Genomic DNA, 18,122 nt, shown 5'->3' on the forward strand with positions numbered 1-18,122 from the left:
TCATCGACTAATGATTTTTTCACAGCGATTGAGCTGGGCTGCAATTTGCCCGCCCAACATCCCAGGATTACTCGTTCCAGATTTTGCTGTAGATACGCCATCAAGCACTCAGATCAATCCCTGCTCACGCGCAATCTTCCCCGCGAGATGACGTGAACTGACACCGAATTTTCGGCGGATGTTATTGAAGTGATAATTGACGTTGGCCTCGCTGCAATCGACGATCATGGCAATCTCCCAGGAAGACTTGCCAACCTCGCTCCACTGCAAAAATTCCTTTTCCCGGTTTGTCAGTCGGACGGCTTGAGGCGGTTTGCTCTCGGTGGGTTGGAAGCGGGTCTGGTAGGGCGACGGATGTCCAGGAACAACGGTGGCGTGGTACATGAAAATTCTCCCATTCATCATCATTGATGGCGTGGGGGCGGCGGAATCTTCCTACTGCTTGACGGCATGGTTCACACGGCCCTTCTTCGAAGCCCTGGTGCAGGGCTGGAGGCACGGGTTCGTTATATCTCGATTCAACCCAGCTGAAACCTGTCAGACATTACAGGTGGGGGGCGCTGAGTGATGAATGGTCGCGACGGCTGTCAGGCCGAACTGGTTGATATTTTAGGCTTTTTTCAGGGTCTGGTGGATTCGCAGGTTTTGCGTTGCTCCATTAAAATTTGCATTCCCTTAATCACGGGTATATACACGCACCATGCTTCCTTCCCAATGTTTGTGCATCAACCTGCGTCGTGCCGCACGTGGCGTCAGCAGGTATTACGACGGCGCCCTCGATGGCTTCGGGATCAACGTTGCCCAGTATTCTTTGCTGAGCAACCTGGCGCGCCTCGACCAGCCGAGTATTTCCTCCCTGGCCGAGGCCATGGGCCTGGACCGCAGCACCCTGGGGCGTAACCTGCGGGTGTTGGAAGGCGAGGGGTTGGTGGCGCTGGCCGAGGGGGAAGACTTGCGCAACCGCATCGTCGAACTCACCGAGGCCGGGCGTGCCCGGTTGGCGGCGGCGTTGCCGGCCTGGGAAGCGGCGCAACAACGGTTGATCGATAAGTTGGGCGCCGAGAAGCGCACAGCGTTGCTGGCCTTGCTGGATGAACTGGCGTGACGCCGGTTCGTTCGATGACAAGCGGGTATATACCCGCGAGCGGAGAATAAGAATGACATCGATGTGGCGTACCTGTGGTTGGGTCCTGGTGGGGAGCGCGCTGATTCTGGCGTTGTCCCTGGGTGTGCGGCATGGCTTCGGGCTGTTCCTGGCACCCATGAGCGCCGAGTTCGGCTGGGGGCGCGAGGTGTTCGCCTTCGCCATCGCCCTGCAGAACCTGATCTGGGGCCTGGCGCAGCCGTTCACCGGCGCGCTGGCCGACCGCTTCGGTGCGGCGAAAGTGGTGCTGATCGGCGGCGTTCTCTATGCCGTCGGCCTGCTGTTCATGGGCATGGCCGACTCGCCATGGTCGCTGTCGCTGAGCGCGGGTCTGTTGATTGGTATCGGCCTGTCCGGCACGTCGTTCTCGGTGATCCTCGGCGTGGTCGGACGCGCCGTGCCACCGGAAAAACGCAGCATGGGCATGGGTATCGCCAGTGCCGCCGGCTCCTTCGGCCAGTTCGCCATGTTGCCCGGTACGCTGGGGCTGATTGGTTGGCTCGGTTGGTCTGCCGCCCTGTTGGCGCTGGGCCTGCTGGTGGCCTTGATCGTGCCGTTGGTGAGCATGCTCAAGGACGTGCCGGCGCCGCTGACGGGCAATGAGCAAACCTTGTCCGAGGCGTTGCGCGAGGCATGCAGCCATTCCGGGTTCTGGCTGTTGGCGATTGGCTTTTTTGTCTGCGGCTTCCAGGTGGTATTCATCGGCGTGCATTTGCCGGCCTACCTGGTGGACCAACACCTGCCCGCCAGCGTCGGTACTACCGTGCTGGCCTTGGTCGGGCTGTTCAACATCTTTGGTACCTACACCGCTGGTTGGCTGGGCGGGCGCATGTCCAAGCCGCGGCTGCTGACCGGGTTGTACCTGGTGCGGGCGGTGGTAATCGGTCTGTTCCTGTGGTTGCCGGTCACTACCACCACGGCTTATGCGTTCGGGATGGCGATGGGCTTCTTGTGGTTGTCGACGGTGCCGTTGACCAATGGCACGGTAGCGACCTTGTTCGGCGTGCGAAATCTGTCGATGCTGGGTGGGATCGTATTCCTGTTCCACCAGTTGGGCTCGTTCCTCGGTGGTTGGTTGGGCGGGGTGGTGTATGACCGCACTGGCAGCTATGACTTGATCTGGCAGGTATCGATCCTGCTCAGCCTGTTGGCGGCGGCGTTGAACTGGCCGGTACGTGAACGTCCGGTGGCGCGCTTGCAAGTCCAGGCCGGTGTCGCATGAGTCGCGCCGGCCCGTGGTTGATCGCCGTTGGCGCCGGCCTGCTGCTGGCGCTCGCCTGGTGGGGGTGGCATCAGGGCGGGTTGGCCTTGATGCAATTGGGCATGGGCAGCTGTTGAACGATGGACGGGGTCAGGCGCAGCGGAGTAACGTCGTGGTCTGAAGTGCTTTCAAGGAGATTGCGACATGCTGATGCGCTGGCTTGCTGTTCCCGCTCTGTTACTGACTGTGACCGGGCACGTATGGGCAGCCGCTTGCCCGCCGTTGCTGGAGGGCTCGCTGCCCAAGCTGCGGGCCAAGGAAACCATCGATCTGTGCCAGCGCTTCGCCGGCAAGCCATTGGTGGTGGTCAACACCGCCAGCTTTTGCGGATTTGCCCCGCAGTTCAAAGGCCTCGAAGCGTTGAACCAGCGCTACAAGGGCGAAGGCTTGCAAGTACTGGGCGTGCCGTCCAACGATTTCAAGCAGGAGTCCAAGGATGGCGCTGAAACGGCCAAGGTCTGCTACGTCAATTACGGCGTGACCTTCACCATGACCGAACCACAGCCGGTGCGCGGTGCGGATGCGATACCGTTGTTCAAGCACCTGGCGGAACAAGCCGGTGCGCCGAAATGGAATTTCTACAAGTACGTGGTGGATCGCCAGGGCAAGGTCGTTGGCAGTTTTTCCAGCCGGATCAAGCCTGACGATCCCGACTTCATCAAGGCGGTAGAAGCGGCCATCGCCTCCAAGCCCTGATCGCCAGCCATGAAAAAGCCCCGCCTCTTTGCAGAGTGCGGGGCTTTTTTTCGCTTCAGGTGGCGAGGGGTTCAGGTTCGCCGAAAAACATCAGAAGCGGTAGGTTGCACCGACACCGAAACCGTTGGCGCTGTTTTCGTATTTGGCGTTGTAGGACTGGCCGAGGGCATTGCTGCCACTGACGTTAACTTTTTCTTCCTTGAGGTAGGAATAAGCCACGTCGATGGTCAGGTCGTCGGTCGGGCTCCAGCCGGCACCCAGGCTGAAGATGGTCCGGTCGCCGGTCGGGATGCGTGGCGAACGGTCCTGGTTGTTGGTCGGCGCCTGGTCGAAGGACAGGCCGGTACGCAGTACCCACTGCTTGTTCAACTGGTAGGAGGTACCGATGGCGTAGGCCCAGGTGTCGTGCCAGTTTTGCTCTTCGGTGATGTTGCTGAAGAAGTTCGGCGCCAGGGGGCCAGTCACACCTTCATTCTTCACGGTGATTTCTTTCAGGCGGCTCCAGCGGGTCCAGGTGCTGCCTGCATAGACGGTCCAGGCATCATTGATTTGCTGGGTGACCGAAAAGTCCACCGATTCCGGGGTCGTGATATCCAGCGAGGCATCGTAGCGACCGCTGTCGAGCAGGAAAGCAGGCGTACCGGCTCCCGGAGTCACTTCAGTGTGGCCCTCAAGCTTGTACTTGACCTTGGAATGATAGGTCAGGCCAACACGAGTGGTATCGGTCGCCTGGACCAGCACGCCAATGTTGTAGCCATAACCAATGTCGTCGCCCTTGATCTTCACGTCGCCATCGTTAGGCGAAAGTGGTGTGCTCAGGGTCGATTCCAGTGAGCCGGAGATACGGTTGATGGTCGGGCCGAAACCGATCGATACCTTGTCGTTGAAGGCATAGCTGACGGTTGGCTGGAAAGTGACGACCTTCACTTCGCTCTTGCTGCCGAAGTTGCCGCCCTGGAAGCCGTTTTCATAATCGGTGATCAAGCCAAACGGTGCGTAGACACCCAGGCCGAATGCCCACTGATCATCGATGGGCTTGACGTAATAACCCATCGGAACGCCAGTGAGCGGGACCATGTCGCCCTTGTTGGTGCCGGACTGGGTGCCGCTGGCATCGTCGATATCGGTGGAGGCATCAATGGCGGCGAAGCCACCGGTGACTTGCTGGCGCTTGAGGCGCGACATGCCGGCAGGGTTGCCAAATACGGTACTTGCATCATCGGCAACAGAAGAACGACCAGCGAAACCAGTGCCCATGCCACTGATGCTTTGTTCGTTCAAGGCAAAGCCACTGGCGAAAAGTTGAGTGGATGCCAAGGTAACGGCAAGGCCAAGGGTGGTTTTGAGCATCATTTTTTTCATTGTTAGAACTCCTGGTGATCACCGGGGCGAAAATTACCAACATTTTCGTTCAAGCGCTATAGCCTGGATGGCTTGATTTAGAGCGGTTTTGTAGGACAATCCGACCAAATTTGCGCTCGTTGTAGGAACTTTCCAAATTTCCTATCAGCAAGCGACTTGGTTCAGAGGCGAAATACAGCTTTGCCAGGCGCAGGTAAAATCTCGCAGGCGCCCTTGGGGGTGAAAAGTCTGTCGCCAGATGCGGGCCATGCCCAACAGGTCATCGGCTTCGGGAAGCGGGGTGTTCTGTTCCTCCACTAACAGCCAGGCAATGGCGGTGGCGTAGCGCAGGTTGACGGTCAGTTCCAGATGCGGGCCGCTGAGAAAGGCGTGTTGGCTGGCCAGGCCACGTACCAGGCTGGCGCGTTCCGGGTCCAGCGCCAGGTAATGGTCCCAGAGTGCCTGGTGTCGGGGTTCGGTAATGCGATACAGGCCATGCCCGCGTCGATCATGCAGGGCTGAGCCCAGGGCGGACTGGCTGGCGGCAATGCCCAGTAACAAGGATTCCGCCGTTGCGCTGTGACGCTCAAGATAGAGGAGCGTCGGGCGGATCACATATCGACACAGTTCTCTGGCAGCGATACCCATAAAACCCTCGAAGCGTGAAAGGGGCGGAGCCTGAAGAGTGTGGGCTTGGCAGCTGTGGATCGGTCCAGGCTCCGCCGGAAGCGGATCATGCCGCTTGACTTGAAGTGTAGTGTCATATTTGCGCTGTAAAGGACTGTTTTTAAAACATCTTTAACGAACGGTTATAACTGTTATATCCCTTGGTGCTTACGCCGTTTCGCTTGATCGAGAAATTCCAGGCAATAAAAAGCCCCGCTTTCTGGGCGGGGCCTTTGGGTTTCAGCCTTTCTGGCGTCTCAGGCAACCAGTGCCTGGCGAGTACGCTCGATCACGGCCTGCAGCGGTTCGGCGCTGGAGTACTGATCGGGGTACAGGCGTTCGCTGTGACGGGCGATGCCGTGTTCGTTGACCAGGGTGAAGCTGAAGCAGCCTTTGCGAGCGGCCATGATCAGGCAGTTCATCGGGGCAAAAGCGTTGGTTAGGGTGCGGATAGCATCCTGTGCATGGATTTGATTGGACATGTTATGGGTGTTCCTGCAAATGACACGGTTAAGAACCGTGCAACGTTAAAACGTTCCAGTAACGTCGACCACCATTGGTCGAACGAAGAACCCGACTGGAACAAAGCAGCCAGTTTGAGCGCTATATAAAGTGCGCGCTTGGGCTGGCAGGTAGGTACTTAGGAGGGCAGGCAACACAGCGAGGGCAAAGGTTCTGGGCCCGGGGTGAAGATCCTGATCAATTTTGCAGGTTGGTTCGGTCAGAGTAATGAGCCTGGCAACACCCTTTGCATTCGATCAAAGGCTGTGTTGGCGCAAGATTTACCTGGAAACCATCGAGGGGGTCGGTCTCTTTTTTCGGTGAGGCGTCCTTTGAAGGATGGCTGACCGTGGAGATGTGTTCGACCCGGAATTGACTTTCAGCTTGGTACTAACGCTGCGGATACTAACGGATCGAACCCACGAAGGGAAGGGCGTTGGTTAAAAAATATTCAATAGGGCGATAAACCCGGGTGAGGGAGGAGCGTATAGCACAGGATTCAAGCGTATGCAGATGCGTCCCGCGCCACTGACGCCGTGCGCGAGGCCCCAGGGTTATCCCCAGGTTTTACCGCCAGATGCGCCAAAAAATCCCAGCGTTATAACCAGTTCGGCTGTTACTTGTGCACACTCGCTACACCACTTGTCACTGTGCTGTCATGTCGAAACAATCCGGGGTGGGTGCCTGTATCCAAAATTTAAGTCAATGAAAAACATCGCTTTTTTTTACTGGTGAAAAAATCGTCAGTTTGAGCGCAGGCCCCGTTCCACAGGGCTTTGCGCGGGTTCAGGGTGGGTTGTCCACTGAGTTATCCACAGCTTCTGTGGATTGTCCCAAGCGCTTGCTCTAGCACGGGCGTGCTGGTTTTTTTCGGCTTTACCCGTACGAAAAAAGGAGTAGAGTGGCGCGCCTTCCGATCTGTCCCACAGTGTTTTATGAAGTTTCGCTCAGTATCAAATCCTGTTACCTCCGTACCCCCTCGTGTTACCCCACCCAAGCGAATTTCGATGCGGCTGGCTGAGTGGCTGCTCGACAGCCCGCGACTGGGGGACAGCCCCAGCATCAAGCACTTGGCCGGCCGTCTGCTCAAGCAACCGGCCCGTGAAGGCGTGGTGGCTGCGCAAAGTCGCCTCGGGCAGTTGATGTGCCGTGAGTGCGGCAACGCCCGGGATCGACGCATTGGCCACGACCTGCTGCGCCAGGCCGCGCGGGCCGGTGATGATCGTGCTCGCCGGGCCCTCGGTGAAATCCAAGACTGAAAACGCAGACTGCGCTGGGCAACCCCCAGCCGCTTGGTTAACCTTCGGGCTTTATTTGATCGGCAGGAATTGTCATGGCTATGGATTTGACCAGCCTGTTGCTTGGCCTGGCAGGCGCTGCGGTGCCGTTGCTGGCACTGGCCTGGCACCTGCAACGCCAGGCCAGTGCCGCACAGACCGAGCTGGCCCTGCTGGAAGAGCGCCTGGCCACTGCCCACATGGCCCACGATGGCCTTAACGCCCAGCTCGATGCCTGTCGCGACGAGATCAGTGACCTGAGCCAGGCCAACGCCGCCAAGCAAGCCGAGCTCGCCGCGGCCTGTCGCGAAGTCGAGTTGTTGCAGATCGAACGCGACAATGCCCGGGATGCGGCCCACGCCTGGAACCTCGAACGCGCCAACAAGGAAGCGGAGCTGCGGCGCCTCGATGCCCAGGCGGCGTCGTTGCACGCCGAACTGCGCGAGCAGCAGGAAAGCCACCAGCAACGCCTGGATGACCTGCAAGGTTCGCGAGACGAGTTGCGAGCACAGTTCGCCGAGCTTGCCGGGAAGATCTTCGACGAACGTGAACAGCGCTTCGCCGAAACCAGCCAGCAGCGCCTGGGCCAGTTGCTCGATCCGTTGAAGGAACGCATCCAGTCTTTCGAAAAACGCGTCGAGGAAAGTTATCAGGCCGAGGCCCGGGAACGTTTCTCCCTGGGCAAGGAGCTGGAGCGCTTGCAACAACTGAACCTGCGCTTGAGCGACGAGGCGACCAACCTCACCCGGGCGCTCAAGGGTCAGAAGACCCAAGGCAACTGGGGCGAGTTGATCCTGGAGCGGGTACTCGAACATGCCGGCCTGGAAAAGGGCCGTGAGTATCAGACCCAGGTCAGCCTCAAGGGCCCGGACGGCGAGCGTTTCCAGCCGGACGTGTTGATTTATCTGCCGGGCGACAAGCAAGTGGTGGTCGATTCCAAGGTCAGCCTCACGGCCTACCAGCAGTACGTGGCGGCCGAGGATGACGCCATCGGCCAACACGCCCTCAAGCAACATGTGGCGTCGTTGCGCGCCCATGTCAAGGGCTTGGCCGGCAAGGATTACAAGCGCCTGGATGGCCTGCATAGCCTGGATTTCGTGCTGTTGTTCGTGCCCATCGAAGCGGCGTTTTCCGCCGCCCTGCAAGCCGAGCCGAACCTGTTCCAGGAGGCCTTCGACCGCAACATCGTGATCGTCAGCCCGACCACTTTGCTGGCGACCTTGCGGGTGATCGACAGCTTGTGGAAACAGGAACGCCAGAGCCAGAACGCCCGGGAAATCGCCGAGCGGGCCGGGTGGCTGTATGACAAGTTCGTCTTGTTCATCCAGGACCTGGACGAGATCGGCAGTCGCTTGCAGCAACTGGACAAAGCCTACAGCGCGGCGCGCAACAAACTGACAGAAGGGCGCGGCAACCTGATCAGCCGTAGCGAACAGCTCAAGCTGCTCGGCGCCCGGGCCAGCAAAAGCTTGCCCAGCGAATTGCTCGAGCGGGCGATGACCGATGTGGATGGGTTGCCGGAGTTGCCGGAAGAAACTGCAAAAAACCAAGACTGAAACTGAACTCCAGCTGGAGCAAAACCCAAGGTTGAAACAAAAGCCTGTGGCGAGGGGATTTATCCCCGCTCGGCTGCGCAGCAGGCGCAACCCGGCCTATGCGATTCATCGGTGCATCGTGATGTCTGTTTTGGGGTTGCTGCGCAACCCAGCGGGGATAAATCCCCTCGCCACAGGTTTGATGCCCGCCAGTGGGAAGTCGATCTTTCCTACAACGGCAAATGCCGACTCAACAACGCCCGCAGCGCCGCCGGCTTCACTGGCTTGGCCAGGTAATCCAGGCCCGCCGCATGCACCTGGGCCACCGTTTCCGGTCGGCCATCGGCACTGATCACCACCCCCGGCACCGGCTCTCCCATGCGTGTGCGCAACCAGGCCATCAGCTCGGTGCCGGTCTCGCCGTCGTCCAGATGAAAATCCACCAGGGCCAGTTGCGGCCGGCCACCCTGGGCCAGCCAACGCTCGCATTCTTCTCGATTGCGCGCCGTCCACACCTGGCAACCCCAGCGTGTCAGCAGGCTATTCATGCCGATCAGGATGCTGTCTTCGTTATCGACGCACAGCACCTGAGCGCCGCTTGGCAAATGGCCGTTGGGTTCGGCCACCACGCTGGGTACGACGGCCTGCGTATGGGCCAGGGGAACGCTGACGCTGAACACGCTGCCGCGCCCTGGCCAGGAGCGTACGCGCAAGGTGTGGCCCAGCACGCGGCATAGCCCGTCGGCGATTGCCAGACCCAGGCCCAGGCCCTTTTCGGCACGGGTCTGGTGGCTGTCCAGGCGCTTGAACTCTTCGAAAATCACCTGCAGCTTGTCCTCGGCGATGCCCGGCCCGCGATCCCAGACCTCCAGGCACAATTCGCCGTTGCGCCGGCGAACTCCCAGCAGCACCGGACCCTTGGCGTAGCGGAAGGCGTTGGTGAGGAAGTTCTGCAAGACCCGGCGCAGCAGCTTGATGTCGCTGTCCACCCGCAGGTGCGAGCCGCGCACGCGGAATTTCAGGCCTTGTTCCTGGGCCAGGGCAGTGAATTCGGCGCCGAGGATATCGAACAGTTCGTTGAGGACGAAGGGCTTGCGGTCCGGGTTGATCTTGCCGTTTTCCAGGCGGGAAATGTCCAGCAGATCGCTGATCAGGTCTTCGGCGGAGCGCAGTGAGCTGTCCAGGTGCTGCACCAGTTGTCGCGCTTCGTCCGGCAAGTCGTTGCACTGGTGGGACAGCGCGGCGGAGAACAGCCGCGCGGCGTTGAGCGGTTGCATCAGGTCGTGGCTGACCGCTGCCAGGAACCGCGTCTTGGATTGATAGGCCGCTTCAGCGGTGCTCTTGGCTTCGGTCAGGGCCAGGTTCAGTTGTGACAATTCCCGGGTGCGTTCGGCCACCCGTTGCTCCAGCCCCTCGTTGGCTTCGGTCAGCGCTTGCGCGGCCTCACGGAAAGCGGTGATGTCGGTGAAACTCATGACGAAACCGCCGCCGGGCATCGGGTTGCCAATCAACTCGATGACTCGGCCGTTGGGAAACAGCCGCTCAGAGGTGTGGGCGCGGCCCTGGCGCATCCAGTGCAGGCGTCGGGCGACGTGGACCTCCGCTTCGCCAGGGCCGCAGAGGCCCCGTTCGGCGTTGTAGCGGATGATGTCGGCAATGGGCCGGCCGACACTGATCAAGCCGTCCGGGTACTTGAACAGCTCCAGGTAGCGACGGTTCCACGCCACCAGCCTGAGGGACTGGTCGACCACGCTGATGCCCTGGGTGATGTTCTCGATGGCGCCTTGCAGCAGGGCGCGGTTGAACTGCAGCACTTCCGACGCTTCGTCCGCGATCCGGACGACGTCTTCGAGCTGCATCTCCCGACCTTCAATGGCGGCTTTTACCACCGCTCTTGTCGAAGAGGCCCCGAGTACACCGGCCAGCAGACGCTCGGTGTGAGCGATCCATTCGCTGTCGGCATTCTGGTTCGGGTTGAAGCCTTTGCCCTGGCGGTAGGCAAAGCGGATGAAACTCTGCCGTGCCCGTTCCTCGCCGACGAAGCGCGCGGCCAGTTGCAACAGGTCTTCGATGTGCACCGCCAGCATTGAACGGGGGTTGGGGCGGGCGCTGATTTCCTGGCCGATGAAGCGTCCGGCCTGCCAGTGTTCCGAAACGCGCGTGCGCGACAGCACGGAGATCCAGGCAAACACGGTGAAGTTGCCGGCCAGGGACAGGACCACCCCTTGGGTCAGTGGGGTAATCGGCAAGTTCAATGGGTTGCCGTGCAACCAGGCCAGGCCCGGGAAGCTACTCAGCGACCAGCCCAGGCTGTGGGCGGCGATCGGCAGCACCAAGGTGTAGAACCACAGGAAAATCCCCGTGGCGAGGCCGGCGAACACGCCGCGGCGGTTGGCCTGTTTCCAGTACAGCGCGCCGAGCATGGCAGGGGCCAGTTGGGTCACGGCGGCGAAGGCGATCTGGCCGATGGTTGCCAGGCTCGCCGTCGAACCCAGCAGGCGGTAGCTGACATAGGCCAGCAACAGGATCACCACGATGCTCACTCGTCGCACCGAGAGCATCCATTGGCGGAACACTTCGAAGGGCCGTTCGGCGTTGTTGTGGCGCAGCAGCCAGGGCAACAGCATGTCGTTGGAAACCATGGTGGACAGGGCCACGCTGGCGACGATCACCATGCCGGTCGCCGCTGAGGCGCCACCAATGAACGCCAGCACTGCCAGGGCCGGATGGGCCTGGGCCAGCGGCAGGCTGATGACGAACGAGTCCGGCAGTACCGAGCTGGGCAGCATCATTTGCCCGGCGAGGGCTATGGGCACCACGAACAGCGCGGCCAGGGCCAGGTAGGCAGGGAATACCCATTTGGCCAGGCGCAGGTCCTGAGGCTCGATGTTCTCCACCACGGTCACATGGAACTGCCGTGGCAAGCAGATGATCGCCATCATCGCCACCCCGGTCTGCACCACCATGGACGGCCAGTTGATGGTTTCTTTCCAGTATTGCTCCAGGCGTGGGGCGAGCATCGCCTGGTTGAACAGGTCGTCGAAGCCGTCGTAAAGGCCGAATGTCACGAACGCGCCAACGGCGAGGAAGGCGAACAGCTTGACCAGGGATTCGAAGGCAATCGCCAGCACCATGCCACGGTGGTGCTCGGTGGCGTCGAGGTTGCGGGTACCGAACACGATGGTGAACAGCGCCAGGATCAGCGAGACAACCAGCGCGGTGTCCTGGGCGCGGGTGCCCATGGCGTCGGCCCCGGCGCCGATCAGTAGGTTCACCCCGAGCACGATGCCCTTGAGCTGCAAGGCGATGTACGGCAGCACACCGACCAGGCAGATCAGCGCGACCACCACTGCCAGGGATTGGGACTTGCCATAGCGGGCGGCGATGAAGTCGGCAATGGAGGTGATGTTCTCCTGCTTGCTGATCATCACCATCTTCTGCAGGACCCACGGCGCCAGCACCAATAGCAGGATCGGCCCGAGGTAGATCGGCAGGAAGGACCAGAGCTGTTCGGCGGCCTGGCCGACGGCACCGAAGAACGTCCAGCTGGTGCAGTACACCGCCAGCGACAGGCTGTAGACCCAGGCGCGCATGCGTGGCGGCAGCGGCGTGCTGCGTCGGTCACCGTAGAAGGCGATGGCGAACATGATGGCCATATAGGCCAGGGCGACAATGGCGATCAGCCCGCTGGACAACGACATGGAAACTCCCGGACAAAGACACCGGGACCTGGGCCCGGCAGGACAGTCTCGCATGCCGGCCCGGGTTCGTCAGTGTCGACCAAGGTCGAGGCGTGGCGGGGTGTCGCGGGTTACGATCAGCATTGGGTTATAGGGTGTTCTGGCGGGCCTCATCGCGAGCAGGCTCGCTCCCACATTTGATTGGGGGTGAACCATGGATTTGTATTCACCTCAGGTCCCTTGTGGGAGCGCTGGGTTAGCTTGCATCAATGTTGAATGTGCCACCGCCTTCGCCAGCAAGCCCGCTCCCACACTGGGTCTCAGGTGGACATGAATTTTGTATTCGCAGCAGATCGAATGTGGGAGCGAGCCTGCTCGCGATGGCGGCCTTACTGACCCAACGCGATATCCACCAACCGATACAACTCCTCGACCGCCAGCGGCGCAGTGGCGAAGAGGATGCGAAACACCGTCGGTGCCACCACCACATTGATCAGCCGCTCGATGCCAGGGTTTGGCGCCTCGGGATAGCGATCCAGGATGATCTGCAACTGGGCGCTGAGGATGCCCACGCAATGCCCCGGCGTGGCGCAGGCCTGGATGTCGCGCATCATGTTGCGACCGGGCTCGGAACTCATTTCGTCCAGGTACTGCTCGGCCCAGGCGCGCAGGTCGCCGCGCAGGCTGCCGGTATTGGCCGGTTCGCTGTCGGGGCGCATGCGGGCGATGGCGACGTCGGCCAACAGCGCCGGCAAATCGCCCCAGCGCCGGTAGATGGTGGACGGCGTCACCCCGGCGCGCGCAGCGATTTGCGGCACGGTCAGGGTGGCGCGGTCCTGCTCTTGCAGCAGGGCGCGGACCGCCGAATGAATCGATTCCTGGACCCGGGCGCTTCGACCGCCGGGGCGTAAACCTTCTTTAATAGCCATGTGTCAGACCTTAACACAAAGAATTTGCTTTAAGCGCACGCCGGTAGCACACTCCGCAAAAGCAAAAAATTAGCTTTTGCGAATGTTCTTGTGGAGCGTGCCCATGTCCCGTCCAGCTTCGACCCGCGCCAGCCTGATCTTCCTGGCGCTCACCTTGCTCGGTTTTCTCGCCGCGTCCAGCGCGCCGACGCCGTTGTATCACCTCTATCAGGAACAGTTACAGTTTTCCCCGGCCGTTCTGACCCTGATTTTCGGCGTGTACGCCTTCAGTCTGCTGGCGGCCTTGCTGACCGTGGGGTCGCTGTCGGATTACCTGGGCCGCAAACCGGTGATTTTCGTGGCGCTGCTGCTCAACATTTTGGCGATGCTGCTGTTTATCAGCGCCAACAGCGTTGCCTGGTTGATCAGTGCCCGCTTGATCCAGGGCTTCGCCACCGGCATGGCCACCAGTGTGCTGGGGGCGGCCTTGCTGGATTTCGATCGTCGCCAAGGTCCTTTGATCACCAGCGTTGCGCCGCTGTTGGGCATGGCGTGCGGGGCGCTGGGCTGTGGCCTGCTGGCCGAGTTCGCACCGCTGCCGTTGCAACTGACCTACTGGCTGCTCCTGGGGTTATTCCTGGCCCAGGCCGTTTACCTCTGGCGCCTGAAAGAAAGCGTCAGCCCGCAACCCGGTGCCTGGCAGTCGCTGCGTCCGACCTTGCATGTGCCGGTCCAGGCGCGGCGGGCCTTGTGGCTGGTACTGCCGCTGAACCTGGCGGCCTGGGCGGTGGGCGGTTTTTATTTGTCCTTGGCGCCTTCCCTGGTGCGAGCCGCGACCGGGTCGACATCCAACCTGATCGGCGGTGCACTGGTGGCGGTGTTGACGCTCACCGGCGCGTTGTCCATCTACACGCTGCGCAACCAGGAAGCCGACAAAATGCTGCGCCTGTCCGCGAGCCTGTTGGTGATCGGCCTGGCGCTGGTACTGATCGCGGTACACGGCGGCAGTTTGCCGTTGTTCTTCATTGGCACGCTGGTGACCGGCAGCGGTTTCGGTGCCGGGTTCCTGGGGGCGTTGCGCAGCATCATGCCGCTGGCCTTGCCCCACGAGCGGGCCGGCTTGATGTCGGCGTTTTATGTCCTCAGCTACCTGGCGTTCAGCCTGCCATCGCTGCTGGCCGGGAATCTGACGCGGGTGTTCGGGTTGATCCCGACCACCGATGGTTATGGCGCGGTGCTGATCGTGTTGTCGGCCGCTGCATTGCTGGGGTTATCGCGTCAGTCGGTGAAACCCGTGATCAAGACCGAGGGCAGTGCCTGATGATTATCTGTAAAACAGATAACATATAGAGAAATTACCCGTTATATAGATATTCGATTCGGCTCTAGCATGGCTCCACCTCATCCGAGGACAGGAGTTCGCCATGACATGCTGTGCTGCAAAAAACCGCTTGCGTCCATTGAGCCATTTGCCAAGGCCGCTGGAGGCCATTCGCCAATTCACACCCAACTGGTTCGCCGTGGTCATGGGCACCGGTGTGCTGGCGTTGGCCTTGGCGCAGTGGCCCGCAAATGTATCGGGCCTGCGCCTGCTGGGTGAAGGTTTGTGGTTGTTCAACATCCTGTTGTTCGTGGTGTTCACCGGTTTGTATGCGGCCCGTTGGGTGTTGTTCTTCGACGAGGCGCGGCGGATTTTCGGCCACTCAACGGTTTCGATGTTTTTCGGCACCATTCCCATGGGCCTGGCGACGATCATCAACGGCTTTCTGGTATTTGGGCTGCCGCGCTGGGGCGACGGTGTGCTGCCGTTGGCCGAAGCGTTGTGGTGGATCGACGTGGCCATGTCCGTGGCCTGCGGTGTGCTGATTCCGTTCCTGATGTTTACCCGTCAGGAACACCGCATCGACCAAATGACCGCCGTGTGGCTGTTGCCGGTGGTGGCCGCTGAAGTCGCGGCGGCCAGTGGCGGGCTGCTGGCGCCGCATCTGGCCGACGCCCATGGGCAACTGGTCATGCTGGTGACTAGCTACGTGCTCTGGGCTTTTTCCCTACCGGTGGCGTTCAGCATCCTGACGATCCTGCTGTTGCGCATGGCCCTGCACAAGTTGCCCCACGAAAACATGGCCGCCTCGAGCTGGCTGGCCCTCGGCCCGATCGGCACCGGCGCCCTGGGCATGTTGCTGCTGGGCAGCGATGCTCCGCTGATTTTTGCCGCCAATGGCTTTCCCGGGGTGGGCGAAATCGCTGCCGGGTTGGGCCTGGTGGCCGGCATTACGCTGTGGGGCCTGGGGTTGTGGTGGATGTTGATGGCGCTGTTGATTACTGCGCGTTATCTACGGGCCGGCATTCCCTTCAACCTTGGCTGGTGGGGCTTTACCTTTCCCTTGGGCGTGTATGCGCTGACCACGCTGAAGCTTGCGGACCTGCTCGGCCTGGCGTTTTTCCGCGTATTCGGTTGCGTGCTGGTGGCGATGTTGGTGGTGATGTGGCTGATCGTCGGGCGGCGTACGGTCCTGGGCGCCTGGCACGGTGAGTTGTTTGTATCGCCGTGCATTGCGGGGCTGGCGAAATAATCGCTAAAGACAGGTAATGTGTGGCCTGGATCGAAAAACGTTCATTCCAATAAGCGTCCACGCCACTCAGGAACATGGAAGATGAGTCACCCTTCGCAGTTCACCTTGCTTCGCACACGGCGTTTCCTGCCGTTCTTCATCACGCAGTCCCTGGGCGCGTTCAACGACAACATATTCAAGCAGTCGCTGATTCTCGCCATCCTCTACAAGTTGACCATCGACGGCGACCGCTCGATCTGGGTCAACCTCTGTGCATTGCTGTTCATCCTGCCGTTCTTTCTGTTCTCGGCGCTGGCGGGGCAGTTCGGGGAAAAATTCGCCAAGGACGCGTTGATTCGCCTGATCAAGCTCGGCGAAATCGTCATCATGGCGGTGGGCGCGGTGGGTTTTCTGTTCGACCATTTGTCGTTGATGCTGGTGGCGCTGTTTGCCATGGGCACGCATTCGGCGCTGTTCGGCCCGGTGAAGTATTCGATCCTGCCGCAGGCCTTGCGCGAGGATGAACTGGTCGGCGGCAACGGCCTGGTGGAGATGGGCACGTTCCTGGCTATCCTCGCGGGCACCATCGGCGCCGGGATCATGATGTCCTCGGCGTATTACGCCCCCGTCGTGTCCGCCGCGATTATCGGCATCGCCGTGCTCGGTTACCTGGCCAGCCGCGGTATCCCGCGCGCGGCGGCGGCCTCGCCGCAAATGCGTCTGAACTGGAATATCTTCAGCCAATCCTGGGCCACCCTGAAGCTGGGTTTGGGGCAGACCCCGGCGGTGTCCCGTTCGATTGTCGGCAACTCCTGGTTCTGGTTCGTCGGCGCGATCTACCTGACGCAGATTCCGGCCTACGCCAAAGAGTGGATGCACGGTGATGAAACCGTGGTGACCCTGATCCTGACCGTGTTTTCGGTGGGGATCGCCTTGGGTTCGATGCTCTGCGAGAAGCTTTCCGGGCGTAAAGTCGAGATCGGCCTGGTGCCGTTCGGCTCGTTCGGGCTGACGGTGTTCGGCCTGCTGCTGTGGTGGCATTCCGGCGGGATCCCCGACAGCGTCGAGGGCCACGGCTGGCTTGAAGTGCTCGGCTTCGGTCACGCCTGGCTGGTGTTGATCGACATTCTTGGCCTGGGTGTCTTCGGTGGTTTCTACATCGTGCCGCTGTATGCGCTGATCCAGTCGCGCACCGTCGAGAACGAGCGGGCGCGGGTGATTGCCGCCAACAACATTCTCAACGCGTTGTTCATGGTGATCTCGGCCATCGTCTCCATCGTGTTGCTGAGCCTGGCAAAACTGTCAATCCCCCAGTTGTTCCTGGTGGTCTCGTTGCTCAACATCGGCGTCAACGCCTACATCTTCAAGATCGTCCCCGAGTTCAGCATGCGCTTCATGATCTGGCTGCTGAGCCATTCCATGTACCGCGTGGAGCATCGCAACCTGGAGGCGATTCCCGATGAAGGCGCTGCGTTGCTGGTCTGCAACCACGTGTCCTTCGTCGATGCCTTGTTGATTGGTGGTGCGGTGCGTCGGCCGATTCGCTTCGTGATGTACTACAAGATCTACAACCTGCCGGTGTTGAATTTCATCTTCCGCACAGCTGGGACGATTCCGATTGCCGGGCGTCAGGAGGACATTCATATCTACGAAAAGGCCTTCAAGCGAATCGCCCAATACCTGAAGGACGGTGAGTTGGTCTGCATTTTCCCTGAAGGAAAATTGACCGGTGACGGTGAGATCAATGAGTTCAAGAGCGGACTGACGCGCATTCTCCAGGAGACCCCGGTGCCGGTGATTCCCCTGGCGCTGCAGGGCTTGTGGGGCAGTTTCTTCAGTCGCGACCCGGCCAAGGGGCTGTTTCGGCGGTTCTGGTCGCGGGTGACGCTGGTAGCGGGTTCGGCGGTGGCGGTCGAGGCGGCAACGCCTTCGCAGTTGCAAGCGCTGGTGGGGGAGTTGCGCGGGACTGTCAGATAGGCAGCGACCTTTCGACTTATCGCGAGCAGGCTCGCTCCCACATTGGATCAGCGGTGCGCTGTGGTTCTGCGCCTTGCACATAAACCTGTGGGGAGTGGGCTTGCTCGTGAATAGTGACTGACATTCAACGATGATGTTGGCTGACACGCCGCCTTCGCGAGCAAGCCCGCTCCCACAGTGGATCGCGGCCAGCTTGGGCAACTCGATCAAAATGTGGGAGCGAGCTTGCTCGCGATAGCGGTAGAGGCCTAAGCGCTGACCTTGAGGCCGATCAACCCGGCAACGATCAACGCCACGCTGGCCAGGCGAACCAGCGCCATCGACTCACCAAACAAAATGATCCCGGCGATCACCGTGCCCACGGCACCGACCCCGGTCCAGATCGCATAGGCCGTGCCCAATGGCAATTCCTTCATCGCCAGGCCCAGCAGGCCGAGGCTGATCGCCATGGCGGCGATTGTCAGTGCAGTGGGAAGAGGGCGGCTGAAACCGTCGGTGTACTTCAGGCCGACCGCCCAGCCGACTTCGAACAGGCCGGCAAAAAACAGAATGATCCAGGACATCACATACCTCCATCGATGGAT

15 protein-coding genes are annotated in these 18,122 nt (G+C 60.7%); 8 read left to right on the forward strand and 7 right to left on the reverse strand.

Features of this window, described 5'->3' with window-relative positions:
- Positions 1 to 108: 108 nt before the first annotated feature.
- Entirely contained in the window at positions 109 to 384 is a 276-nt protein-coding gene (locus AC30D9_RS28380; protein WP_135846725.1) for a helix-turn-helix transcriptional regulator, read from the reverse strand.
- A 316-nt stretch (positions 385 to 700) separates the two neighbouring features.
- Between AC30D9_RS28380 and AC30D9_RS28385 the strand changes: the two genes are divergently transcribed.
- The 3 genes from AC30D9_RS28385 to AC30D9_RS28395 all read left to right on the forward strand — a co-directional run bounded on the left by AC30D9_RS28385 (position 701) and on the right by AC30D9_RS28395 (position 3,101).
- On the forward strand, positions 701 to 1,105 hold the full coding sequence (locus AC30D9_RS28385) for a MarR family winged helix-turn-helix transcriptional regulator (RefSeq protein ID WP_134925400.1): 405 nt from the start codon (positions 701 to 703) through the stop codon (positions 1,103 to 1,105).
- 52 nt (positions 1,106 to 1,157) lie between these two features.
- Positions 1,158 to 2,366, forward strand: a complete 1,209-nt coding sequence (locus AC30D9_RS28390; RefSeq protein WP_134925399.1) for an MFS transporter — start codon at positions 1,158 to 1,160, stop codon at positions 2,364 to 2,366.
- 183 nt (positions 2,367 to 2,549) lie between these two features.
- Positions 2,550 to 3,101, forward strand: coding sequence for a glutathione peroxidase (locus tag AC30D9_RS28395; protein ID WP_134925398.1), 552 nt, complete (start codon positions 2,550 to 2,552; stop codon positions 3,099 to 3,101).
- A 90-nt stretch (positions 3,102 to 3,191) separates the two neighbouring features.
- On the opposite strand, the gene AC30D9_RS28400 is transcribed toward AC30D9_RS28395, so the two are convergent.
- From AC30D9_RS28400 to AC30D9_RS28410, 3 genes are all read right to left on the reverse strand, one after another.
- A complete protein-coding gene (locus AC30D9_RS28400) occupies positions 3,192 to 4,463 on the reverse strand; it encodes an OmpP1/FadL family transporter (protein ID WP_307574133.1) in 1,272 nt (423 codons plus the stop codon).
- Between the two features lie 144 nt (positions 4,464 to 4,607).
- Entirely contained in the window at positions 4,608 to 5,090 is a 483-nt protein-coding gene (locus tag AC30D9_RS28405; RefSeq protein ID WP_307574131.1) for a hypothetical protein, read from the reverse strand.
- Positions 5,091 to 5,365: 275 nt separating this feature from the next.
- Positions 5,366 to 5,590, reverse strand: a complete 225-nt coding sequence (locus AC30D9_RS28410) for a hypothetical protein (protein ID WP_053124246.1) — start codon at positions 5,588 to 5,590, stop codon at positions 5,366 to 5,368.
- A gap of 954 nt (positions 5,591 to 6,544) precedes the next feature.
- On the opposite strand from AC30D9_RS28410, the gene AC30D9_RS28415 reads away from it, so the two are divergent.
- Positions 6,545 to 6,868: an SEL1-like repeat protein gene (locus AC30D9_RS28415; protein ID WP_134925395.1), complete on the forward strand. Its 324-nt coding sequence runs from the start codon at positions 6,545 to 6,547 to the stop codon at positions 6,866 to 6,868.
- Positions 6,869 to 7,056: 188 nt separating this feature from the next.
- The gene (locus AC30D9_RS28420) at positions 7,057 to 8,442 is read left to right on the forward strand and encodes a DNA recombination protein RmuC (protein WP_490145318.1); all 1,386 of its coding nucleotides are present in this window, start codon (positions 7,057 to 7,059) and stop codon (positions 8,440 to 8,442) included.
- A gap of 209 nt (positions 8,443 to 8,651) precedes the next feature.
- Here AC30D9_RS28420 and AC30D9_RS28425 read toward each other — a convergent pair whose 3' ends face one another.
- Complete coding sequence (locus tag AC30D9_RS28425; RefSeq protein WP_490145312.1) at positions 8,652 to 12,122, reverse strand: hybrid sensor histidine kinase/response regulator; 3,471 nt, start codon at positions 12,120 to 12,122, stop codon at positions 8,652 to 8,654.
- A gap of 368 nt (positions 12,123 to 12,490) precedes the next feature.
- Positions 12,491 to 13,030, reverse strand: coding sequence for a TetR/AcrR family transcriptional regulator (locus AC30D9_RS28430; RefSeq protein WP_134925387.1), 540 nt, complete (start codon positions 13,028 to 13,030; stop codon positions 12,491 to 12,493).
- Positions 13,031 to 13,133: 103 nt separating this feature from the next.
- Between AC30D9_RS28430 and AC30D9_RS28435 the strand changes: the two genes are divergently transcribed.
- The 3 genes from AC30D9_RS28435 (at position 13,134) to AC30D9_RS28445 (ending at position 17,538) form a co-directional block, all read left to right on the forward strand.
- The gene (locus AC30D9_RS28435; protein ID WP_490145313.1) at positions 13,134 to 14,330 is read left to right on the forward strand and encodes an MFS transporter; all 1,197 of its coding nucleotides are present in this window, start codon (positions 13,134 to 13,136) and stop codon (positions 14,328 to 14,330) included.
- Positions 14,331 to 14,433: 103 nt separating this feature from the next.
- Positions 14,434 to 15,582, forward strand: a complete 1,149-nt coding sequence (locus tag AC30D9_RS28440) for a TDT family transporter (protein ID WP_490145314.1) — start codon at positions 14,434 to 14,436, stop codon at positions 15,580 to 15,582.
- A gap of 81 nt (positions 15,583 to 15,663) precedes the next feature.
- Positions 15,664 to 17,538 (forward strand): MFS transporter, encoded by a 1,875-nt coding sequence (locus AC30D9_RS28445; protein ID WP_490145315.1) that lies wholly within the window; start codon positions 15,664 to 15,666, stop codon positions 17,536 to 17,538.
- A gap of 248 nt (positions 17,539 to 17,786) precedes the next feature.
- Here AC30D9_RS28445 and sugE read toward each other — a convergent pair whose 3' ends face one another.
- Positions 17,787 to 18,101, reverse strand: coding sequence for a quaternary ammonium compound efflux SMR transporter SugE (gene sugE, locus AC30D9_RS28450; protein ID WP_003204587.1), 315 nt, complete (start codon positions 18,099 to 18,101; stop codon positions 17,787 to 17,789).
- Between the last annotated feature and the right edge of the window lie 21 nt (positions 18,102 to 18,122).

The sequence above is a fragment of the Pseudomonas sp. DF11 genome (genome assembly GCF_058148565.1).

Excerpts from the sequence above, each read along its gene's own strand:
- AC30D9_RS28430 (WP_134925387.1), bottom strand. The coding sequence starts at position 13,030 with ATGGCTATTAAAGAAGGTTTACGCCCCGGCGGTCGAAGCGCCCGGGTC.
- AC30D9_RS28395 (WP_134925398.1), top strand. The coding sequence starts at position 2,550 with ATGCTGATGCGCTGGCTTGCTGTTCCCGCTCTGTTACTGACTGTGACC.
- AC30D9_RS28400 (WP_307574133.1), bottom strand. The coding sequence starts at position 4,463 with ATGAAAAAAATGATGCTCAAAACCACCCTTGGCCTTGCCGTTACCTTG.
- AC30D9_RS28405 (WP_307574131.1), bottom strand. The coding sequence starts at position 5,090 with ATGGGTATCGCTGCCAGAGAACTGTGTCGATATGTGATCCGCCCGACG.
- AC30D9_RS28425 (WP_490145312.1), bottom strand. The coding sequence starts at position 12,122 with ATGTCGTTGTCCAGCGGGCTGATCGCCATTGTCGCCCTGGCCTATATG.
- AC30D9_RS28390 (WP_134925399.1), top strand. The coding sequence starts at position 1,158 with ATGACATCGATGTGGCGTACCTGTGGTTGGGTCCTGGTGGGGAGCGCG.
- AC30D9_RS28380 (WP_135846725.1), bottom strand. The coding sequence starts at position 384 with ATGTACCACGCCACCGTTGTTCCTGGACATCCGTCGCCCTACCAGACC.
- AC30D9_RS28410 (WP_053124246.1), bottom strand. The coding sequence starts at position 5,590 with ATGTCCAATCAAATCCATGCACAGGATGCTATCCGCACCCTAACCAAC.
- AC30D9_RS28415 (WP_134925395.1), top strand. The coding sequence starts at position 6,545 with ATGAAGTTTCGCTCAGTATCAAATCCTGTTACCTCCGTACCCCCTCGT.
- sugE (WP_003204587.1), bottom strand. The coding sequence starts at position 18,101 with ATGTCCTGGATCATTCTGTTTTTTGCCGGCCTGTTCGAAGTCGGCTGG.
- AC30D9_RS28445 (WP_490145315.1), top strand. The coding sequence starts at position 15,664 with ATGAGTCACCCTTCGCAGTTCACCTTGCTTCGCACACGGCGTTTCCTG.
- AC30D9_RS28440 (WP_490145314.1), top strand. The coding sequence starts at position 14,434 with ATGACATGCTGTGCTGCAAAAAACCGCTTGCGTCCATTGAGCCATTTG.
- AC30D9_RS28435 (WP_490145313.1), top strand. The coding sequence starts at position 13,134 with ATGTCCCGTCCAGCTTCGACCCGCGCCAGCCTGATCTTCCTGGCGCTC.
- AC30D9_RS28385 (WP_134925400.1), top strand. The coding sequence starts at position 701 with ATGCTTCCTTCCCAATGTTTGTGCATCAACCTGCGTCGTGCCGCACGT.